At 63.9% G+C, this 13,510-nt stretch carries 13 protein-coding genes; 4 read left to right on the top strand and 9 right to left on the bottom strand.

Going from position 1 to position 13,510, the window contains the following annotated elements; translation table 11 throughout:
* Window positions 1–25 precede the first annotated feature (25 nt).
* Genes ACNFG0_RS13735 through pvdM form a run of 3 tightly spaced genes read right to left on the bottom strand, consistent with a single transcriptional unit; the run spans window position 26 to window position 3,566 of the window.
* Window positions 26–892: a formylglycine-generating enzyme family protein gene (locus ACNFG0_RS13735; protein WP_416765229.1), complete on the bottom strand. Its 867-nt coding sequence runs from the start codon at window positions 890–892 to the stop codon at window positions 26–28.
* Window positions 893–906: 14 nt separating this feature from the next.
* The gene (locus ACNFG0_RS13730) at window positions 907–2,184 is read right to left on the bottom strand and encodes an aminotransferase class V-fold PLP-dependent enzyme (protein WP_416765227.1); all 1,278 of its coding nucleotides are present in this window, start codon (window positions 2,182–2,184) and stop codon (window positions 907–909) included.
* A gap of 32 nt (window positions 2,185–2,216) precedes the next feature.
* The gene (pvdM, locus tag ACNFG0_RS13725) at window positions 2,217–3,566 is read right to left on the bottom strand and encodes a pyoverdine-tailoring dipeptidase-like protein PvdM (RefSeq protein WP_416765226.1); all 1,350 of its coding nucleotides are present in this window, start codon (window positions 3,564–3,566) and stop codon (window positions 2,217–2,219) included.
* A 181-nt stretch (window positions 3,567–3,747) separates the two neighbouring features.
* On the opposite strand from pvdM, the gene ACNFG0_RS13720 reads away from it, so the two are divergent.
* Window positions 3,748–4,173: a hypothetical protein gene (locus ACNFG0_RS13720; protein WP_196146477.1), complete on the top strand. Its 426-nt coding sequence runs from the start codon at window positions 3,748–3,750 to the stop codon at window positions 4,171–4,173.
* A gap of 467 nt (window positions 4,174–4,640) precedes the next feature.
* Here ACNFG0_RS13720 and pbpG read toward each other — a convergent pair whose 3' ends face one another.
* On the bottom strand, window positions 4,641–5,567 hold the full coding sequence (pbpG, locus tag ACNFG0_RS13715; protein ID WP_416765224.1) for a D-alanyl-D-alanine endopeptidase: 927 nt from the start codon (window positions 5,565–5,567) through the stop codon (window positions 4,641–4,643).
* 282 nt (window positions 5,568–5,849) lie between these two features.
* Window positions 5,850–6,032 carry a hypothetical protein gene (locus ACNFG0_RS13710; protein ID WP_416765223.1) on the bottom strand — a complete coding sequence of 61 codons (183 nt, stop codon included), beginning with the start codon at window positions 6,030–6,032 and terminating at the stop codon, window positions 5,850–5,852.
* Window positions 6,033–6,206: 174 nt separating this feature from the next.
* Here ACNFG0_RS13710 and ACNFG0_RS13705 point away from each other — a divergent pair, with 174 nt between their 5' ends.
* Window positions 6,207–7,028 (top strand): shikimate 5-dehydrogenase, encoded by an 822-nt coding sequence (locus ACNFG0_RS13705; protein ID WP_196156048.1) that lies wholly within the window; start codon window positions 6,207–6,209, stop codon window positions 7,026–7,028.
* Between the two features lie 206 nt (window positions 7,029–7,234).
* Here the strand turns inward: ACNFG0_RS13705 and ACNFG0_RS13700 are convergent, their stop codons facing one another.
* The 3 genes from ACNFG0_RS13700 to ACNFG0_RS13690 form a co-directional block, all read right to left on the bottom strand.
* Window positions 7,235–7,483 (bottom strand): hypothetical protein, encoded by a 249-nt coding sequence (locus ACNFG0_RS13700; RefSeq protein ID WP_196146473.1) that lies wholly within the window; start codon window positions 7,481–7,483, stop codon window positions 7,235–7,237.
* A gap of 97 nt (window positions 7,484–7,580) precedes the next feature.
* Window positions 7,581–8,102, bottom strand: a complete 522-nt coding sequence (gene gloA / locus ACNFG0_RS13695; RefSeq protein WP_196146472.1) for a lactoylglutathione lyase — start codon at window positions 8,100–8,102, stop codon at window positions 7,581–7,583.
* Window positions 8,103–8,326: 224 nt separating this feature from the next.
* Window positions 8,327–8,689 (bottom strand): histone-like nucleoid-structuring protein, MvaT/MvaU family, encoded by a 363-nt coding sequence (locus tag ACNFG0_RS13690; protein WP_196146487.1) that lies wholly within the window; start codon window positions 8,687–8,689, stop codon window positions 8,327–8,329.
* A 358-nt stretch (window positions 8,690–9,047) separates the two neighbouring features.
* Between ACNFG0_RS13690 and ACNFG0_RS13685 the strand changes: the two genes are divergently transcribed.
* Complete coding sequence (locus tag ACNFG0_RS13685; RefSeq protein WP_416765220.1) at window positions 9,048–10,337, top strand: OprD family porin; 1,290 nt, start codon at window positions 9,048–9,050, stop codon at window positions 10,335–10,337.
* A gap of 63 nt (window positions 10,338–10,400) precedes the next feature.
* Entirely contained in the window at window positions 10,401–11,150 is a 750-nt protein-coding gene (gene cobF, locus ACNFG0_RS13680) for a precorrin-6A synthase (deacetylating) (RefSeq protein ID WP_416765219.1), read from the top strand.
* A 203-nt stretch (window positions 11,151–11,353) separates the two neighbouring features.
* Here the strand turns inward: cobF and ACNFG0_RS13675 are convergent, their stop codons facing one another.
* Window positions 11,354–13,480, bottom strand: a complete 2,127-nt coding sequence (locus tag ACNFG0_RS13675) for a TonB-dependent receptor (protein WP_416765217.1) — start codon at window positions 13,478–13,480, stop codon at window positions 11,354–11,356.
* Between the last annotated feature and the right edge of the window lie 30 nt (window positions 13,481–13,510).

Below are 13,510 nucleotides of genomic sequence, written 5' to 3'. Positions count from 1 at the left end.
GCGGGGAATTTACCGCCACAAAGCGCTACAGCTCGCGGATCACGCGAAAGCCCAGCCAGTCGCCCAGGCGTTCGGGGAAGTTGTTGTTGCGGTTGCCCGAGCGCGAGAAGATCGGCGCCTCGCCCCAGTCGTTGCCGCGGATCGAGACGATCTTGCAGCCGGCTTGGGTCCAGGCGCTGCCATCGCTCGGCGCGCCCTGGTAGCTGTTGTGGTAGCAGTCCTCTACCCATTCGTAGACGTTGCCGTGCATGTCATGCACGCCGAAGGCGTTGGCTGGGTAGCTGCCCACCGGCGAGCTGTAGCTGTAGCCGTCCTTGGGGCCATAGACGTTGGCGTGGCGGCTGATCTCCAGCCCGGTACCGGGGTCGACGGGGAAGGGGAACATGCCGGTGCTGCCGGCCCGGGCGGCATATTCGCGTTCGGCCTCGCTGACCATGCGGTAGGTCTTGCCCGTCTTTTTCGACAGCCAGGCCACGTAGTCTTTTACGTCGTAATAGCTCATGCACACCGCCGGCTGGCGCGGGCCCTGCTTGTAGCTCGGCTTGCTGGCGGTGCAGCGCCGCCCAGGGCGGTCGTCGCCATCCTTGATCTGCGCCCCGCTTTGCTGGAGGTAGGCGTCCCACTCGCCCGCGGTGACCTGGAAGCGGCTGATGGCGAACGGCTTGGCGAAGGTGACAGGGTGCAGCGGGCCTTCATCGTCCTGGCGGCCCTGTTCGTCGGCGAGGGTGCCCATCATGAAGCTGCCGGCGGGCAGCACGACCATCTCCGGGCAGGTGCCAGCGCAGTCTCGGAACACCGTCCCGGGTTTGTCGCTGGGGGCGGCGGCCAGCGCCGGCAGGCTGCAGCCGGCCAGCAGGGCGGCCAGGGTCAGGCGGTACAGGGTAGGAGTCATCGCAAGTGCCTTGTTCAGAGTTTCTGGGCGACCAGGGCCATGACCCGGTCGATCTGCTGCTCATCGTTGAGCAGGCTGGGGGCGAGGCGGATCACCGGGCCTGCGTCGCGGTACACCGCATCGCTCATCACCTTGTTCGTCACCAGGTGGGCGGCGATGGCGTCCGGGTCGCGATCCTTGATTCGGAAGAAGGTGAAGCCGGCGGAGAAGGCCTCGCTACGAGGGGTCACCAACTCGACCTGAGGGTGTTCGGCCAGGCGCGCCTTGAGCAGGCTGTTGAGCTGGTGGATGCGTGCCTGGACGTCGGCCTTGCCCAGCTGCAGGTGCAGCTTGAAGGCTTCACCCAGGGCCCAACGGTATTCGAAGGCGTGGTAGCCGCCGGGGGTCATGATGGTGGCGAAGTCCTCGTCACGGGAGAAGGTGGCGACGCTGGGGGTGAGGTTGTCCATCTTGGTCGAGGCGGCGCAGATGATGCCGGTGCCTCGCGGGCCGAACATCCATTTGTGGGTGCCGGCGATGAAGTAGTCGCAGTTGAAATCGGCGAAGCGCAGGTTTTCCACGCCGAAGCCATGCACGCCATCGACCACGTAGAGGATGCGCTCTGCCTCGCTGCGCTCGCGATTGTGCCGGCGCACCAGCTCGCCGATCTGGCCCACCGGCAGCTTGACGCCGCTACCCGAGTGCACCCAGGTCATGCCCAGCACGCGGGTTTCGGGGCGCAGGTTCTGCTCGATCGTGCTCAGCACCTGGTCGGTGGACACCTCCCAGGGCTTGTCGAACAGGCGGATCTTGCGCACCGGTGTGCCTTGACGCTGGGTGCGGAAGGCCAGGGCTTTATGGGTCGAGTAGTGTTCATGCTCGGTGGTGAGGATCTCCTGGCCGTGGGCGAGCTTCAGGCCGCCGTAGATCATGGCCAAGCCTTCGGTGGTGCTGCCGGTCAGGGCGATCTGCCGTGGGCCGACCTCCAGGTAGCGGGCGGCCCAGTCGCGCACCTCGTCCTCGCGCTGCCATTCGTACTGGCTTTCCCAGTCCATCAGGGCGGCGGGGTTGCGGTCCAGGTCGGCGCGGTGGCGGTCGATGGCCGCCTGCACTGGGCGCGGGTGGGCGGTGACCAGGAAGTTGGCGAAGTGCGCCACCTGCGGGTCCAGGGGGAACAGCGTACGCAACTGGCGCCACTTGTCCGGGCCGGTCAACACCGGCGATGCGGGCTCGGCCGCCAGGGCGCCGGGCAGCAAGGGCAGGGTGGCAGTGACCAGACCGGCCTGCTTGAGAAAGGTACGACGGTTGTTCATGGGGCGGCGTGCCTAGTGGGGTGGGTGGAAGCTCAGTGGCTGGCGGCGACGGGGCGGCTGGCGTCCTGTACCTGCTGCCAGACCCGCAGGAAATTGCCGGCCCAGAGCTTGGCGATGTCGGCTTCGCTGTAGCCACGGGTGAGCAGCTCGGCGGTGACGTTGCGGATTTCGCTGACATCCTTCCAGCCGTCCAGGCCGCCGCCTTCGTTGAAGTCCGAACTGATGCCGACGTGGTCGATACCGACTTTCTTCACCGTGTAGTCGATGGCGTCCACATAGGCCTTGAGGCTGGCCTTGGGTTCTTGCTCGAGGATGCCGTAGAGCCCGCTGGCGTATTCGCCGAAGCGTTTCTCCGGCCAGATGGTGATCGCCGGGTCACCCGGCATCAGGGCGTAGTTCAGGTCCTTGAGCGGGCCAAGGTCGAAGCGCGCGCGCAAGGCGTCGAGCTTGTCCAGGGTCGATTGGCTCGGGGGTTGCAGATAACCTGAGAAACCGACCACCTGGACCAGGCCACCGGTGCCTTTGATCAGTTGCAGTTCCTTGTCGCTGAGGTTGCGGCGGATGTCCACCAGCGCACGGGGCGCCGAGTGCGAAGCGACCAGCGGCGCACGGGTCAGGCGCGCGACGTCCGCCAGGGCCTGGCTGGACATCTGCGACACGTCGATGATCACGCCCAAGTCGTTCAAGCGCCCGACCGCCTGCTCGCCTGTCGGCGACAGGCCGTCCAGTGCATCGGCGGTGTCGTTGAAGAACGGCATCGGCCGGGAGGAATCGGCCCAGCTGTTATTGCCGATGTAGCTGAAGCCGAACATGCGCACGCCGCGCTTGGCCCAGAGGTCGAGTTGCGAGAGGTCGTCGCCGAACGGGTAGGCATTGAGCATGCTGATGAACACGGCGAACTTGCCTTCGCCGTTGAGCCGGCGGAAATCGTCCGGGGTATAGGCGATGCCGACCTGCTCGGGATGGTCGCGGACCATGTTGTGGATCACTTGGTAGCGCACCTGCTGCTGGTGGCGGGCTTCGTCGACGAAGCCGGGCGTGGGCTTGTGCGGGGCATTGGGGCCGTTCCACATTTCCGGCCAGGCCAGGATGGTCAGTGCTGCGCCCGATAGCCGCCCTTTGCCGGCCTTGACCAGGTCGAAGGGGTGCGGGCCGTCCTTGTCCACTTCCTGGCCGTGGCTGCCGAAGGTCAGCGGCACGGTGATGTGGCCGTCGAACGAGAGCATGTGTTCGTGCATGTCCTTGGCCTGTTCGACGATCTTGCGTGGGTAGCCGGCGTTGGCCTTCCAATAGAAGTAGCCGGCGGCCGCGCCTCCCATGGCGAGTGCCAGGGCCAGGGGCAGGCCGATGTAAAGGGCTTTGCGGGAACGGGTCTTGGTCATTGCCATCTCGTTGCAGGGCTGATCGGGCGGCCTGGTGGCGCTGCGCTGCGCCGAGCCAGGCGTGGGTATCAGGTGGACGAGTGGCGGTGTGGCAAATTTATTGGCCGCGCGCGATTCAAGAAGTGCGCCCGGTCGCCGATAGCGAGGTCAACGCGAAGACTTATTGCAAGGAAGGTATGACATGGTCGCAATCACCGCCGCCACCCTCAATATTCACGCCGCAGCTAGCGCTGCCGCGAAGGTCCCCGAAGATGAGGGCACGGAAAAGCACGACTCGACCGTACAGGTCGATCTCTCTGGTTTGAAAGCCAACGACCAGGCGAAGTCGACCCAAAGCAGCCAGGAGAGTAACGAACCGCCACATATCAAGCAGTTGCGCGAGATGATCCGGCAGTTGCAGAAGCAACTGGCCGAGGAGCAAAAGCAATTGGCCGAACTGATGCAGCGCGACATGGACGAAACCTTGAAACTGGCTGCCGTGACGGGGAAGCAGGCCAGTATCGCGACCCTTTCCGGTGAGATCCAGGCGGCCATGGCCTTGTTGCTCGAGGCCCTGAGCAAGAGCGGCGGCAGCAGCGCAGGAGGAATGGTCAGCGCCAAGGCCTGACTAAAAGGCGGCTTGGCTGTCCTGTGGGAGATTACCCAGCCCTTCGGCTGCATTGTCACGCAGAGAACAAGCGGCTAGCGCCGCCCCGCCTGTGGGAGATTCTATGGTTGTGGGCAAGCCGGCTCCCACTGGTGCAGCGCCAACCACACCCTGTGGGAGCCGGCTTGCCGGCGATGAAGACAACCCTTTACCCAAAGCCAGATCGCATCCCGGTGTGGGTAATCACCATGCACTCAACCAGCCCTGCTCGCTCAGGATTCATGATGCTGTTGCCCGTTCTGGCCAATCGCCGGCAAGCCGGCTCCCACCGGTACTTCGCCAACCACACCCTGTGGGAGCGGGCTTGCCCCGCGATCAGGGGCGAAGCCCTTGCCTGGCGACGGTGATATCCGGCCCGGCCCAATCGCGGGGCAAGCTCGCTCCTACAGGATCGTGCGATAGCTAAAGGTTCTGTAGGAGCGGTGCACTCAGTCCGACGCCAGACGAGCGCGGTTCTGGCGTTCGGCCTTGTACTGCATGGCCACTGCCGGTGCCGGCTTGGCTGTGCCGGTTTCCAGCCATTGGCGCATGCGGCTGGCGTCGGCGAAGTGGGTGTACTTGCCGAAGGCATCCAGGATCACCATGGCCACCGGGCGGTTGTCCATCTTCGTCAGCAGCACCAGACAATGGCCGGCCTCGTTGGTGAAGCCGGTCTTGGTCAGCTTGATGTCCCAGTTGCTCTTGTTCACCAAGTGGTCGGTGTTGCGAAAGCCCAAGGTGTAGTTGGGCTTGCGGAACGCCACGGTCTTCTCGCGAGTGGTGGAAAGGTCGCTGAGCATCGGGTATTTGCGCGATGCCAACAGCAACTTGGCCAGGTCTCGGGCAGTGGACACGTTCTGGGTCGACAGGCCTGTGGGTTCGACATAGCGGGTATGTGCCATGCCCAGGCTGCGGGCTTTGGCGTTCATGGCCTTGATGAAGGCGCTGTAGCCGCCAGGGTAGTGGTTGGCCAACGAGTTGGCGGCGCGGTTTTCCGAGGACATCAAGGTGATCAGCAGGGTCTCGTGCCGGTTCAGCTGGCTGCCGAGCCGTACCCGGGAATAGACGCCTTTCATTTCCGGATTGTTGGCGATGGTCATGGTGAGCATTTCGTCCATGGGCAGCTTGGCGTCAAGCACCACCATCGCGGTCATCAACTTGGTCACCGAGGCGATCGGCACCACGCGGTCGGCGTGGCTGGCATACAGCTCCCGGTTGGTGTTCAGGTCGACCAGCAGGGCGCTGCCGGAGGCCAGGTGCAGCTTGGCGGGATCGCGTTGGGCCTGGGCCGGGGGTTGTGCAGCAGCGGTCGACGGAAGGGTCGCGGTTCCTGTGAGCAACAGCAGCAGGCTGAGGATGGACAGGGAAGTTTTCACGTTGAGGCTCACTAAAAGTTGGTATGTCGTTGGCTGTGCAAGGGTTTCCCCCAAAAAACCGTTGCATTGTGGAGTATGGCCGAAGTGCTGTCGAATGCTCGTTGATGGCGGGCCGGGAAATGAAAAAAGCTTCATGCTGGAACGGTTCCGCGGCCACCATTTGTCGGTTGGCGCGCGGGGCGGACACGCTCCGCACACGATGAGGCGGCTGGAATAAAAAAAGCCCGCCTGAAAAGGCGGGCAAGGAGAGCGTCAAGGGAGCAAACGCACAACGAAATTCGGTCAGGCGAGCAGGCTGCCGGCCTGCAGGCGGTCGGCCAGGGCTTGTGCCGTGGCACGGGAGGTCAGCGGCCCGCTGACGGTCTCGCCATTGCGGGTCAGGTACCAACAGGCCAACAGCCCTTGTTCGCGCAGAGTGGCGGGTACGGCGCTGCCGATGACGGACATGATCTCAATAGTGGCCATGGGTGCCTCCTGTGTGACATGGCGCTACCTTAATCGGCACGCCATGGCTAGGTGAAATCAACTGCTTCGATAGTGGTCATTAGCTTTATCAACTTTCATGTGCGGGCCCTGGTGATCCCTGGAGGTTGCGTCTGCTACGCTGCGCAATCGATTCAGCCCAATGAGGAGCAGGCAATGGCGATTCCACCGAGCAGAGATACCGTGCTGTGCATGTCCCTGGCCGGGCGGCCCGGTACGTTCGGGGTGCGCTTTCACAACCACCTGTATGGGCAGTTGGGCCTGGACTACTACTACAAGGCCATGACCACCCAGGACCTGCCGGCGGCAGTGGCGGGTATCCGTGCGTTGGGCATCCGTGGTTGCGGTGTCTCCATGCCCTACAAGGAGGCCTGCATGGCCTTGGTCGATGAAGTCGATCCGTCCGCAGCGGCCATCGACTCGGTCAATACACTGGTCAATACCGACGGCCATCTGAAGGCCTACAACACCGATTACCTGGCGGTGCGCCAGTTGCTGGAGCGGCACCAGGTGGACCCGAAGACGGCATTCGCCTTGCGTGGCAGCGGTGGCATGGCCAAGGCGGTGGCCAGCGCCTTGCGCGATGCGGGGCTGCGTGAAGGGATCATCGTGGCCCGTAACGAGCAGGCGGGTCGGCAACTGGCCGATATGTGCGGGTACCGTTGGCAGGCCGAGCTGGGCGACCTGTGCCCGCCAATGCTGGTGAACGTGACGCCGATCGGCATGGCTGGCGGGCCCGAGGCGGATCAACTGGCCTTTGCCGAGCATGCCATTGCCGCGGCCGAGCGTGTGTTCGACGTGGTGGCGATGCCGGCGCGCACGCCGTTGATCCGCCGTGCCGAGGCGTTGGGCAAGCCGGTGATCACCGGGCTGGATGTGATCGCCTTGCAGGCGCTGGAGCAGTTCGTGCTCTACACCGGGGTGCGGCCAACCGACGCCCAGGTGGCGCAGGCGGTTGCTTATGCGCGGCAGCCTTGAGCCTTTGGGGCTTCTGTGGAAGATCACCTAGCCGTTCTCGCGCAGAGAACAAGCGGCCAGTACTATCCCGCCTGTGGGAGCGGGCTTGTCCCGCGATCAAGGGCAAAGCCCTTGCCAAGCGACGGTGATATCGAGCCCGGCCTAATCGCGGGACAAGTCGAAGCGCCGCTGCCATCAAAGATCGCGCTACTGCCTCGATAGCCGGATTAGAACACCTGGTGATCGCCGTCCAGCTGCTGGTCCACCAGCCATCGGCCATGGGCCAGGGCGGCGTGCTGGGCGTTTTCAAGATCGGACAAGAACGCCATCTTCATCGGCAGAGACAGGCGCCTGCTGGTGTGACCTTCCGGGTCGGTGATCCGGCAACCGGCGGCAAACGGCAGGGGCGACCCTGGGTGGGTCATCACGCTGGCGGTGATGGTGTGGTCGCGGTATTCACAGTGAAGGGTTTGCATCGTCCTTACCTCGCTGTGGCTTGGAACAGGTCTATTCCATATACCACAGCGAGGGGCCGGAGGTTCCCGGCCCGACGAGCGTGCCTTGTCGGCGGGCTCAGAGTTCGGTCGGCTGGATGACTTCCACCCAGTAACCGTCGGGGTCCTTGATGAAGGCCAGGTGCTTCATGCGGCCATCGCTCAGGCGCTTCTGGAAGGGCACCTGGAGGGCTTCGAAGCGCTCGCACGCGGCGCGTACGTCCGGTACCGAAATGCAGATGTGGCCGAAACCGCGCGGGTCGGTGTTGCCGTCGTGGTAGGCGAATTCCGGGTCGTGCTCGGTGCCATGGTTATGGGTCAGTTCGAGGATACCGGGGATCGACTTCATCCACTGGTGGCGCTGGGCGTCGTCGGCCGGAATCTGTGCGGGGTCCACCAGGGCCAGGAAGTACAGGCTGAAGGCCGCTTCCGGGAAGTCGCGCTTGTCCACCAGGCTGAAGCCCAGGACGCGGGTGTAGAAGTCCAGGGACTTTTCGATGTCCTTGACCCGCAGCATGGTGTGGTTGAAGACGAAACGGTGGGTAGCGGCGTCCGGCTTGGCGGTCACGCCTGGCAGGGTTTGCAGATCGTGCAGACTCATGGGTGCTCCAGGAACGAGGCCAGGGCACAGGGCCCCGGCGGTAAAGACAGGTGGGCCATGATACGGCAGTGAGGCGTGAGCGCAAATGAAAGCGCCCTGCACGAGTGCAGGGCGCTGGAATTAGAGGCCCGCATGTGCGGGCGCGTGATGGGGTCGCTAGTCCTTTAGCTGGTTCGATACTGCGCGTGTCGATGTGAAAAAAGTGTGAAGTACGCGTTGATGTTTCATGTGCGTACCCAGCTTTCCACCGTCTTGGCGCCGTATTGCTCTTTCCAGGCCTTCAGCCCGCGGTGGTTGCCGCCTTTGGTCTCGATCAGCTCACCGGTGTGCGGGTTCTCGTACACCTTCACCACGCGGGGGCGGCGCTGCTGTTTGGGCGCCGTGGCCGGGGCCCGGGTGGCCGCCTTCGGATCGAGGATGGCGATGATGTCGCGCAGGCTCTTGTCATAGCTTTTCATCAGGCCGACTAGTTTCTGCTCGAATTCGATTTCGCGTTTTAGGCCGGCGTCCTTTTTCATCGCCTCCAGTTGCGCCATTTGTTCCTGGAGAGCTTTTTCGGCAGCACGAAACTCTGCAAGTCTGGACACTGTCATCACTCCTGTAAGTGCCGTGGCGGGGCGTGACGAACATACAAGAAAGCGATAAACGCCGGCCACGAGGATGGGTACAGCTGTTCGCTGATATCGAGTGTAGTCTTCGAACTCACGAGGGTAAACCGCAAACTTTTTATAAGTAATCACGGAACTTTGCTAGTTTTTCGTGCGGTATTCGCGGCGGTCTTCATAGTGCTCTTGAGGCCTGCCTAGACCATGGTCCTATGGCTTGGGCTAGAGCGGTTGGGCGATCATCCAAGATGCTGGCCGGGGTATTTGCCAACGGTCTTGTAGTGCCAGGGTGGTGTGCTGCCCTGGGTCGTTTTCGCTTTGTTCTGGATGTTCCTTTCGCATGTTTCCCCCGTTTCCCCTTGCCCCCGGGCGCCGTGTTGCCGGCCTGTTCTTCCTGTGCGTCGGTGCCCAGGCCCAGGCGGGTGGTTTTCTTGAAGACACGACCGCCAAGGTCGAGGCGCGTAATGTTTATTTCAACCGGGATTTCCGTGACGGCCACAGCAGTTCCAGCCAAGGCGCGTCCAAGCGCGAAGAGTGGGCGCAGGGCTTTATCCTGAATGTGCAGTCCGGTTATACCCAGGGCCCGGTGGGCTTTGGCGTGGATGCCCTGGGCATGGTTGGCTTCAAGCTCGACTCGAGCCCGGCCGACAGCAACAGCGGCCTGTTGCCGGCGTCCGGCCATGACCCGCGCCGCTCGACCGACCAGTACGCCAAGCTGGGCGTGGCCGGCAAGGTCAAGGTGTCCCGCACGGTGCTGCGCTATGGCTCGATGATGCCGGACATGCCCCTGCTCAAGTACAACGATGGTCGCCTGCTGCCGACGATGTTCCATGGTGCCATGCTCACCTCCGAGGAGGTGAGCGACCTGAAGTTCACCCTGGCGCGCCTGAACCAGTACACCGCGCGAGACTCGACCGACCGCCAGGACATTCGCGTGCATTGCAAGAACAAGCGCTACGCCTGCGACACCGAAGCCGATCACTTCGACCTGGCCGGTGTCGACTACCGTTTCAACGATCGCCTCAGCGGCCAGTACCAGGTATCGCGCTTGGAGAACATCTACCGCCAGCAGTTCCTGGGCCTGGTGGGTACCCAGCCGCTGGCGCTGGGCAGCGTGTCGGTGGACCTGCGCCTGATCAAGAGCGACGACATCGGCAATGCCCATGCCGGCGAGATCGACCACCGCGCCTTCAGCGGCATGCTCGGCTACAGCCTGGGCGGGCACAAGATCAGTGCCGGCTGGCAGCGCATGTATGGCGAGAACGCCATGCCGTACCTCGACGGCAGCAACCCGTACCTGGTCAACTACGCCCAGGTCAACGACTTCGCCGCCGCCCAGGAGCGCTCCTGGCAGGTACGCTATGACTACGACTTCAAGGCACTCGGCGTGCCCGGCCTGACCTTCTTCACCCGCTACATCAACGGCGACCATATCAAGGTCCCCGGCAGCAACGCCGAAGGCAAGGAATGGGAGCGCGATACCGAGCTCAAGTACCAGGTGCAGAGCGGCACCTTCAAGGACCTGAGCGTGCGCCTGCGCAACTCCACCTACCGCAGCAACTACGAGAAGTGGGCACGGGACATGGACGAGACGCGGGTCATCGTCAGCTACAACTTCTCGATCCTGTAGGGTGCTTTGCCAAACGCCGGCGGCCGGCTGACAATGGCCGCTGGCATCCGCACGAGCAGGGCGATGAAACACCTTCTGCTGATTGGCATCGGGCCTGGCGACCCCCGCCAGGTCACCTTCGAGGCCGTGGAGGCGCTGCGGCGCGCCACGGTGTTCTTCATCCTGGACAAGGGCCCCGACAAGGACGAACTGGCACGCCTGCGCACGATGATCCTGGAGCGCTATGTGCCGGACGGTGGCTACCGCCTGGTGCAGGTGGCGGACCCGAAGCGTGATGGCCAGGCGGCGGACTATGTGGGGTCGGTGCAGCACTGGCACCGGCAGCGGGCGGCCTTGTATGGCCGTCTGCTCGAGGATGAACTGAGGCCTGGCGACGTGGGTGCCTTCCTGCTCTGGGGGGAGCCTGGTCTGTACGACAGCACTTTGCGTGTGCTTGATCTGGTCCGAGAGCGCGGCATGGCGCTGGCATTGGAGGTGATTCCGGGCATCAGCAGCGTGCAGGCCCTGGCTGCTCGTCATCAGGTACCGTTGAACCGCATCGGCGAGCCGCTGACCGTGCTGCCGGGCAGACGCTTGGCCGAGCAGGCGCGGATCGACAATGTGGTGGTGATGCTGGACGGGCAGTGCGCCTTTGCTGATTTGGACGACCCGGCATTGACGATCTACTGGGGAGCGTATCTGGGTACCGAGGATGAAGTGCTGGTCGCCGGGCCGCTGCTGCAGGTCAAGGCGAAGATCCTCGAAGTGCGGGAGCGGCTGCGGCAGCGTAAGGGGTGGATCATGGATACCTACCTGTTGCGGCGTGGGCAGTGATCCGGTGTTTCATTTCCATGTCTCGTCTCCGGCACCCCCTGTAGGAGAGGGCTTGTCCCGCGAACATCGGCGAAGCCGGTGCCATGCCGCGCGTTGAATGATGTGCGAGTGAACCCGTTCTTGCAGGGTTTGAGGGGTGGGGCTGCGATGCAGCCCATCGCGGCACAAGGCCGCTCCTACAAGGGCGGCGCTGGCTTCAGGGATCAGAAGGTGTAGTCCACCGTGGCGAAGTATGACCGGGGCGCGCCCAGCAGCCATTGGTCACTGGTGTAGAGGTAGGAAGCGGCATATTCGCGGTCGAACAGGTTGTTCACCTGCAGCCCCAGGCGCACAGCTGGCAAGACCTGCCAGCCGATAGAACCATCGACCACCGTATAGCCCGGGACGCTGCTCTGGTTTGCTGCGCTGTCGTAGCGTTTGTCCACGTAACGCAACCCTAGGCCGGCCTCGACATCCTGGCCGAAACCTTTGCTGACCCATAGGTTGGCCGTGCGCCGCGGCACGTTGGCCGGGCGGTTGCCGGCACGGTCCATCACGCCGGTGGCGGTTCGTTCGAGATAGTCGTCGAACCTTGCGCGTACCACCGAGGCGTTGGCCGAGACCTGCCACTGGTTGGCCAAGGCCAGCCCCACGGACGCTTCCAGGCCGTCGGAGGTCTGTTGGCCTGCTTGCTGTACACCGTGGTTCACAGGGTCGGCGACCAGCAGTTTGTTCTTGACGATGTGGTAGGCCGCCAGGGTCCATTCACCGCGCCCGCCCCAGAACCGTTGCTTGAGGCCCAATTCGGTCTGCTTGGCTTCGGTCAGGTCGTAGCGTTGCTCCGGACGCAGCGTCAGCAGGTCGCCCACGCCGTCTTCGCTGGTCGAATACTGCCCATACAGGGACAGATCCGGCGTGACCGCCAACACCAGGCCGGCACGCCAGTTGCCACCGCGCAGGCTGCGGTCGCTGCGGGTGTCGTTGACCAAATCGTCGCGGTCGATATGGTTCTGGTCGCGGCGTACCCCGGTCACCAGCGACAGGCGCTCGCTCAGCGCCGTGCGATTCTCGGCGAACAGCGAGAAGGTGTGGGTGGTGGACAAGGTTTGCGGGCGTGTCGGCGATAAGCTGTGGAACCGGCCAGGCGCCGGGTTCCAGGGGTCCAACACGTCCTGGCTGCCATCGTCGTACGGTGCGTTGCTGTCGACGTTGAAGCGGATCTTGTTGTACTCGGCACCGACGACGGTCTTGCTGGCCAGGCCGAACAGGCTGTGGTCGAACGTGAAGCTCTGGCGGTCGCCGAGCTGTTCCTGGTTGTGCTTGATCTGCAGGAAGCTGCCGCGCTCGAGGTCGCCGGCATCGGCGTTCCATGCGTAGGTCTCGGCGTTGCGCCAATGCCGACGGCTCTTGATGGAGTACAGCTGGTTGCTGGCGGTGATGCGGTCGCTGATGGCCCAGTCGGTGTTCAGGCGGGTCCACTCGTCGTGGTAGCGCTGCACGTCGTTCTGGATGTTGTAATTCTTCTTGCGCAGGCTGCTGCGGTAATGGCCGTCGATCAATGGGGTGCCGTAATAGTTGGCGGGCTCGGCATCGCCACGCTCGTGGGCGAGGGTGAAGCTCAGGTCGTCGGTGGCGTCGAAGCGCAGGGCGGCGCTCAGGGCCAGGCTGCGCGAGTCGGTACGATCGACCCAGCCATTGCCGGCTTGCTGGTTCAGGGTCATGCGGTAGCTGAGGCGTTCGCTGAGGCTACCGCCGCTGTCCAGGCCGAGCTGCTGGCGATCCCATGAACCATAGCCCAGGCGCAGATGATTGCGGATCTCGCCGGCGAAGGGCTTCTTGGGTATGGCGTTGACCACGGCGCCGGTGGCGCCTTCGCCATAGAGCACCGACGCCGGCCCGCGGATCACCTCGATGCGCTCGATCATCCATGGGTCGACCGGAAAGGTCAGTGTGCCGGCGCCGCTGTACAGGCGCGAGCCGTCGAACAGCGTCATCACCGAACTCTGGCCTTCGAAGCCACGGGCAGAGAGCCCGGTGCCGCCATCGCCCGGGCTGCCGGTGAAGGTGATGCCCGGTGAGCGGGTCACGGCATCCTGGACGGTGAGGTTGTTGCGCTGCTGGATCTGCTCGGCGCTGATGCTGCTGGTGCTGGCCGGCGTTTCCAGGGCGCTCAGGCCCAGGCGCGAGCCGGCCTGGGTCGGGGTGGCCAGGTCGACGGACGCTGCGTCGCGGGTGTCGGTGATGGCGGTCGAGGGCAAGGTCAGGGCCTGGCTGTCGAACTCATCGGACCATGCCGGCATGGAGACGGCCAGGCAGGCCGCCAGGGTGTGAAGCGTGTAGGTACGGGACATGTCGTTCCACTGCTGCAGGAATGAATGGAT

The organism is Pseudomonas sp. NY15372 (genome assembly GCF_048068215.1).
Classification (GTDB): domain Bacteria; phylum Pseudomonadota; class Gammaproteobacteria; order Pseudomonadales; family Pseudomonadaceae; genus Aquipseudomonas; species Aquipseudomonas guariconensis_A.
Note: the sequence above shows the minus strand (reverse complement) of the source record. Positions and strands in the feature narration are given on the sequence as shown.

What these genes read in the sequence shown, in the direction of transcription:
- cobF (WP_416765219.1), top strand. Translation starts at nt 10,401, where the DNA reads ATGAAACACCTTCTGCTGATTGGCATCGGGCCTGGCGACCCCCGCCAG.
- ACNFG0_RS13705 (WP_196156048.1), top strand. Translation starts at nt 6,207, where the DNA reads ATGGCGATTCCACCGAGCAGAGATACCGTGCTGTGCATGTCCCTGGCC.
- ACNFG0_RS13700 (WP_196146473.1), bottom strand. Translation starts at nt 7,483, where the DNA reads ATGCAAACCCTTCACTGTGAATACCGCGACCACACCATCACCGCCAGC.
- pvdM (WP_416765226.1), bottom strand. Translation starts at nt 3,566, where the DNA reads ATGACCAAGACCCGTTCCCGCAAAGCCCTTTACATCGGCCTGCCCCTG.
- ACNFG0_RS13720 (WP_196146477.1), top strand. Translation starts at nt 3,748, where the DNA reads ATGGTCGCAATCACCGCCGCCACCCTCAATATTCACGCCGCAGCTAGC.
- ACNFG0_RS13730 (WP_416765227.1), bottom strand. Translation starts at nt 2,184, where the DNA reads ATGAACAACCGTCGTACCTTTCTCAAGCAGGCCGGTCTGGTCACTGCC.
- ACNFG0_RS13735 (WP_416765229.1), bottom strand. Translation starts at nt 892, where the DNA reads ATGACTCCTACCCTGTACCGCCTGACCCTGGCCGCCCTGCTGGCCGGC.
- ACNFG0_RS13675 (WP_416765217.1), bottom strand. Translation starts at nt 13,480, where the DNA reads ATGTCCCGTACCTACACGCTTCACACCCTGGCGGCCTGCCTGGCCGTC.
- ACNFG0_RS13710 (WP_416765223.1), bottom strand. Translation starts at nt 6,032, where the DNA reads ATGGCCACTATTGAGATCATGTCCGTCATCGGCAGCGCCGTACCCGCC.
- gloA (WP_196146472.1), bottom strand. Translation starts at nt 8,102, where the DNA reads ATGAGTCTGCACGATCTGCAAACCCTGCCAGGCGTGACCGCCAAGCCG.
- ACNFG0_RS13685 (WP_416765220.1), top strand. Translation starts at nt 9,048, where the DNA reads ATGTTTCCCCCGTTTCCCCTTGCCCCCGGGCGCCGTGTTGCCGGCCTG.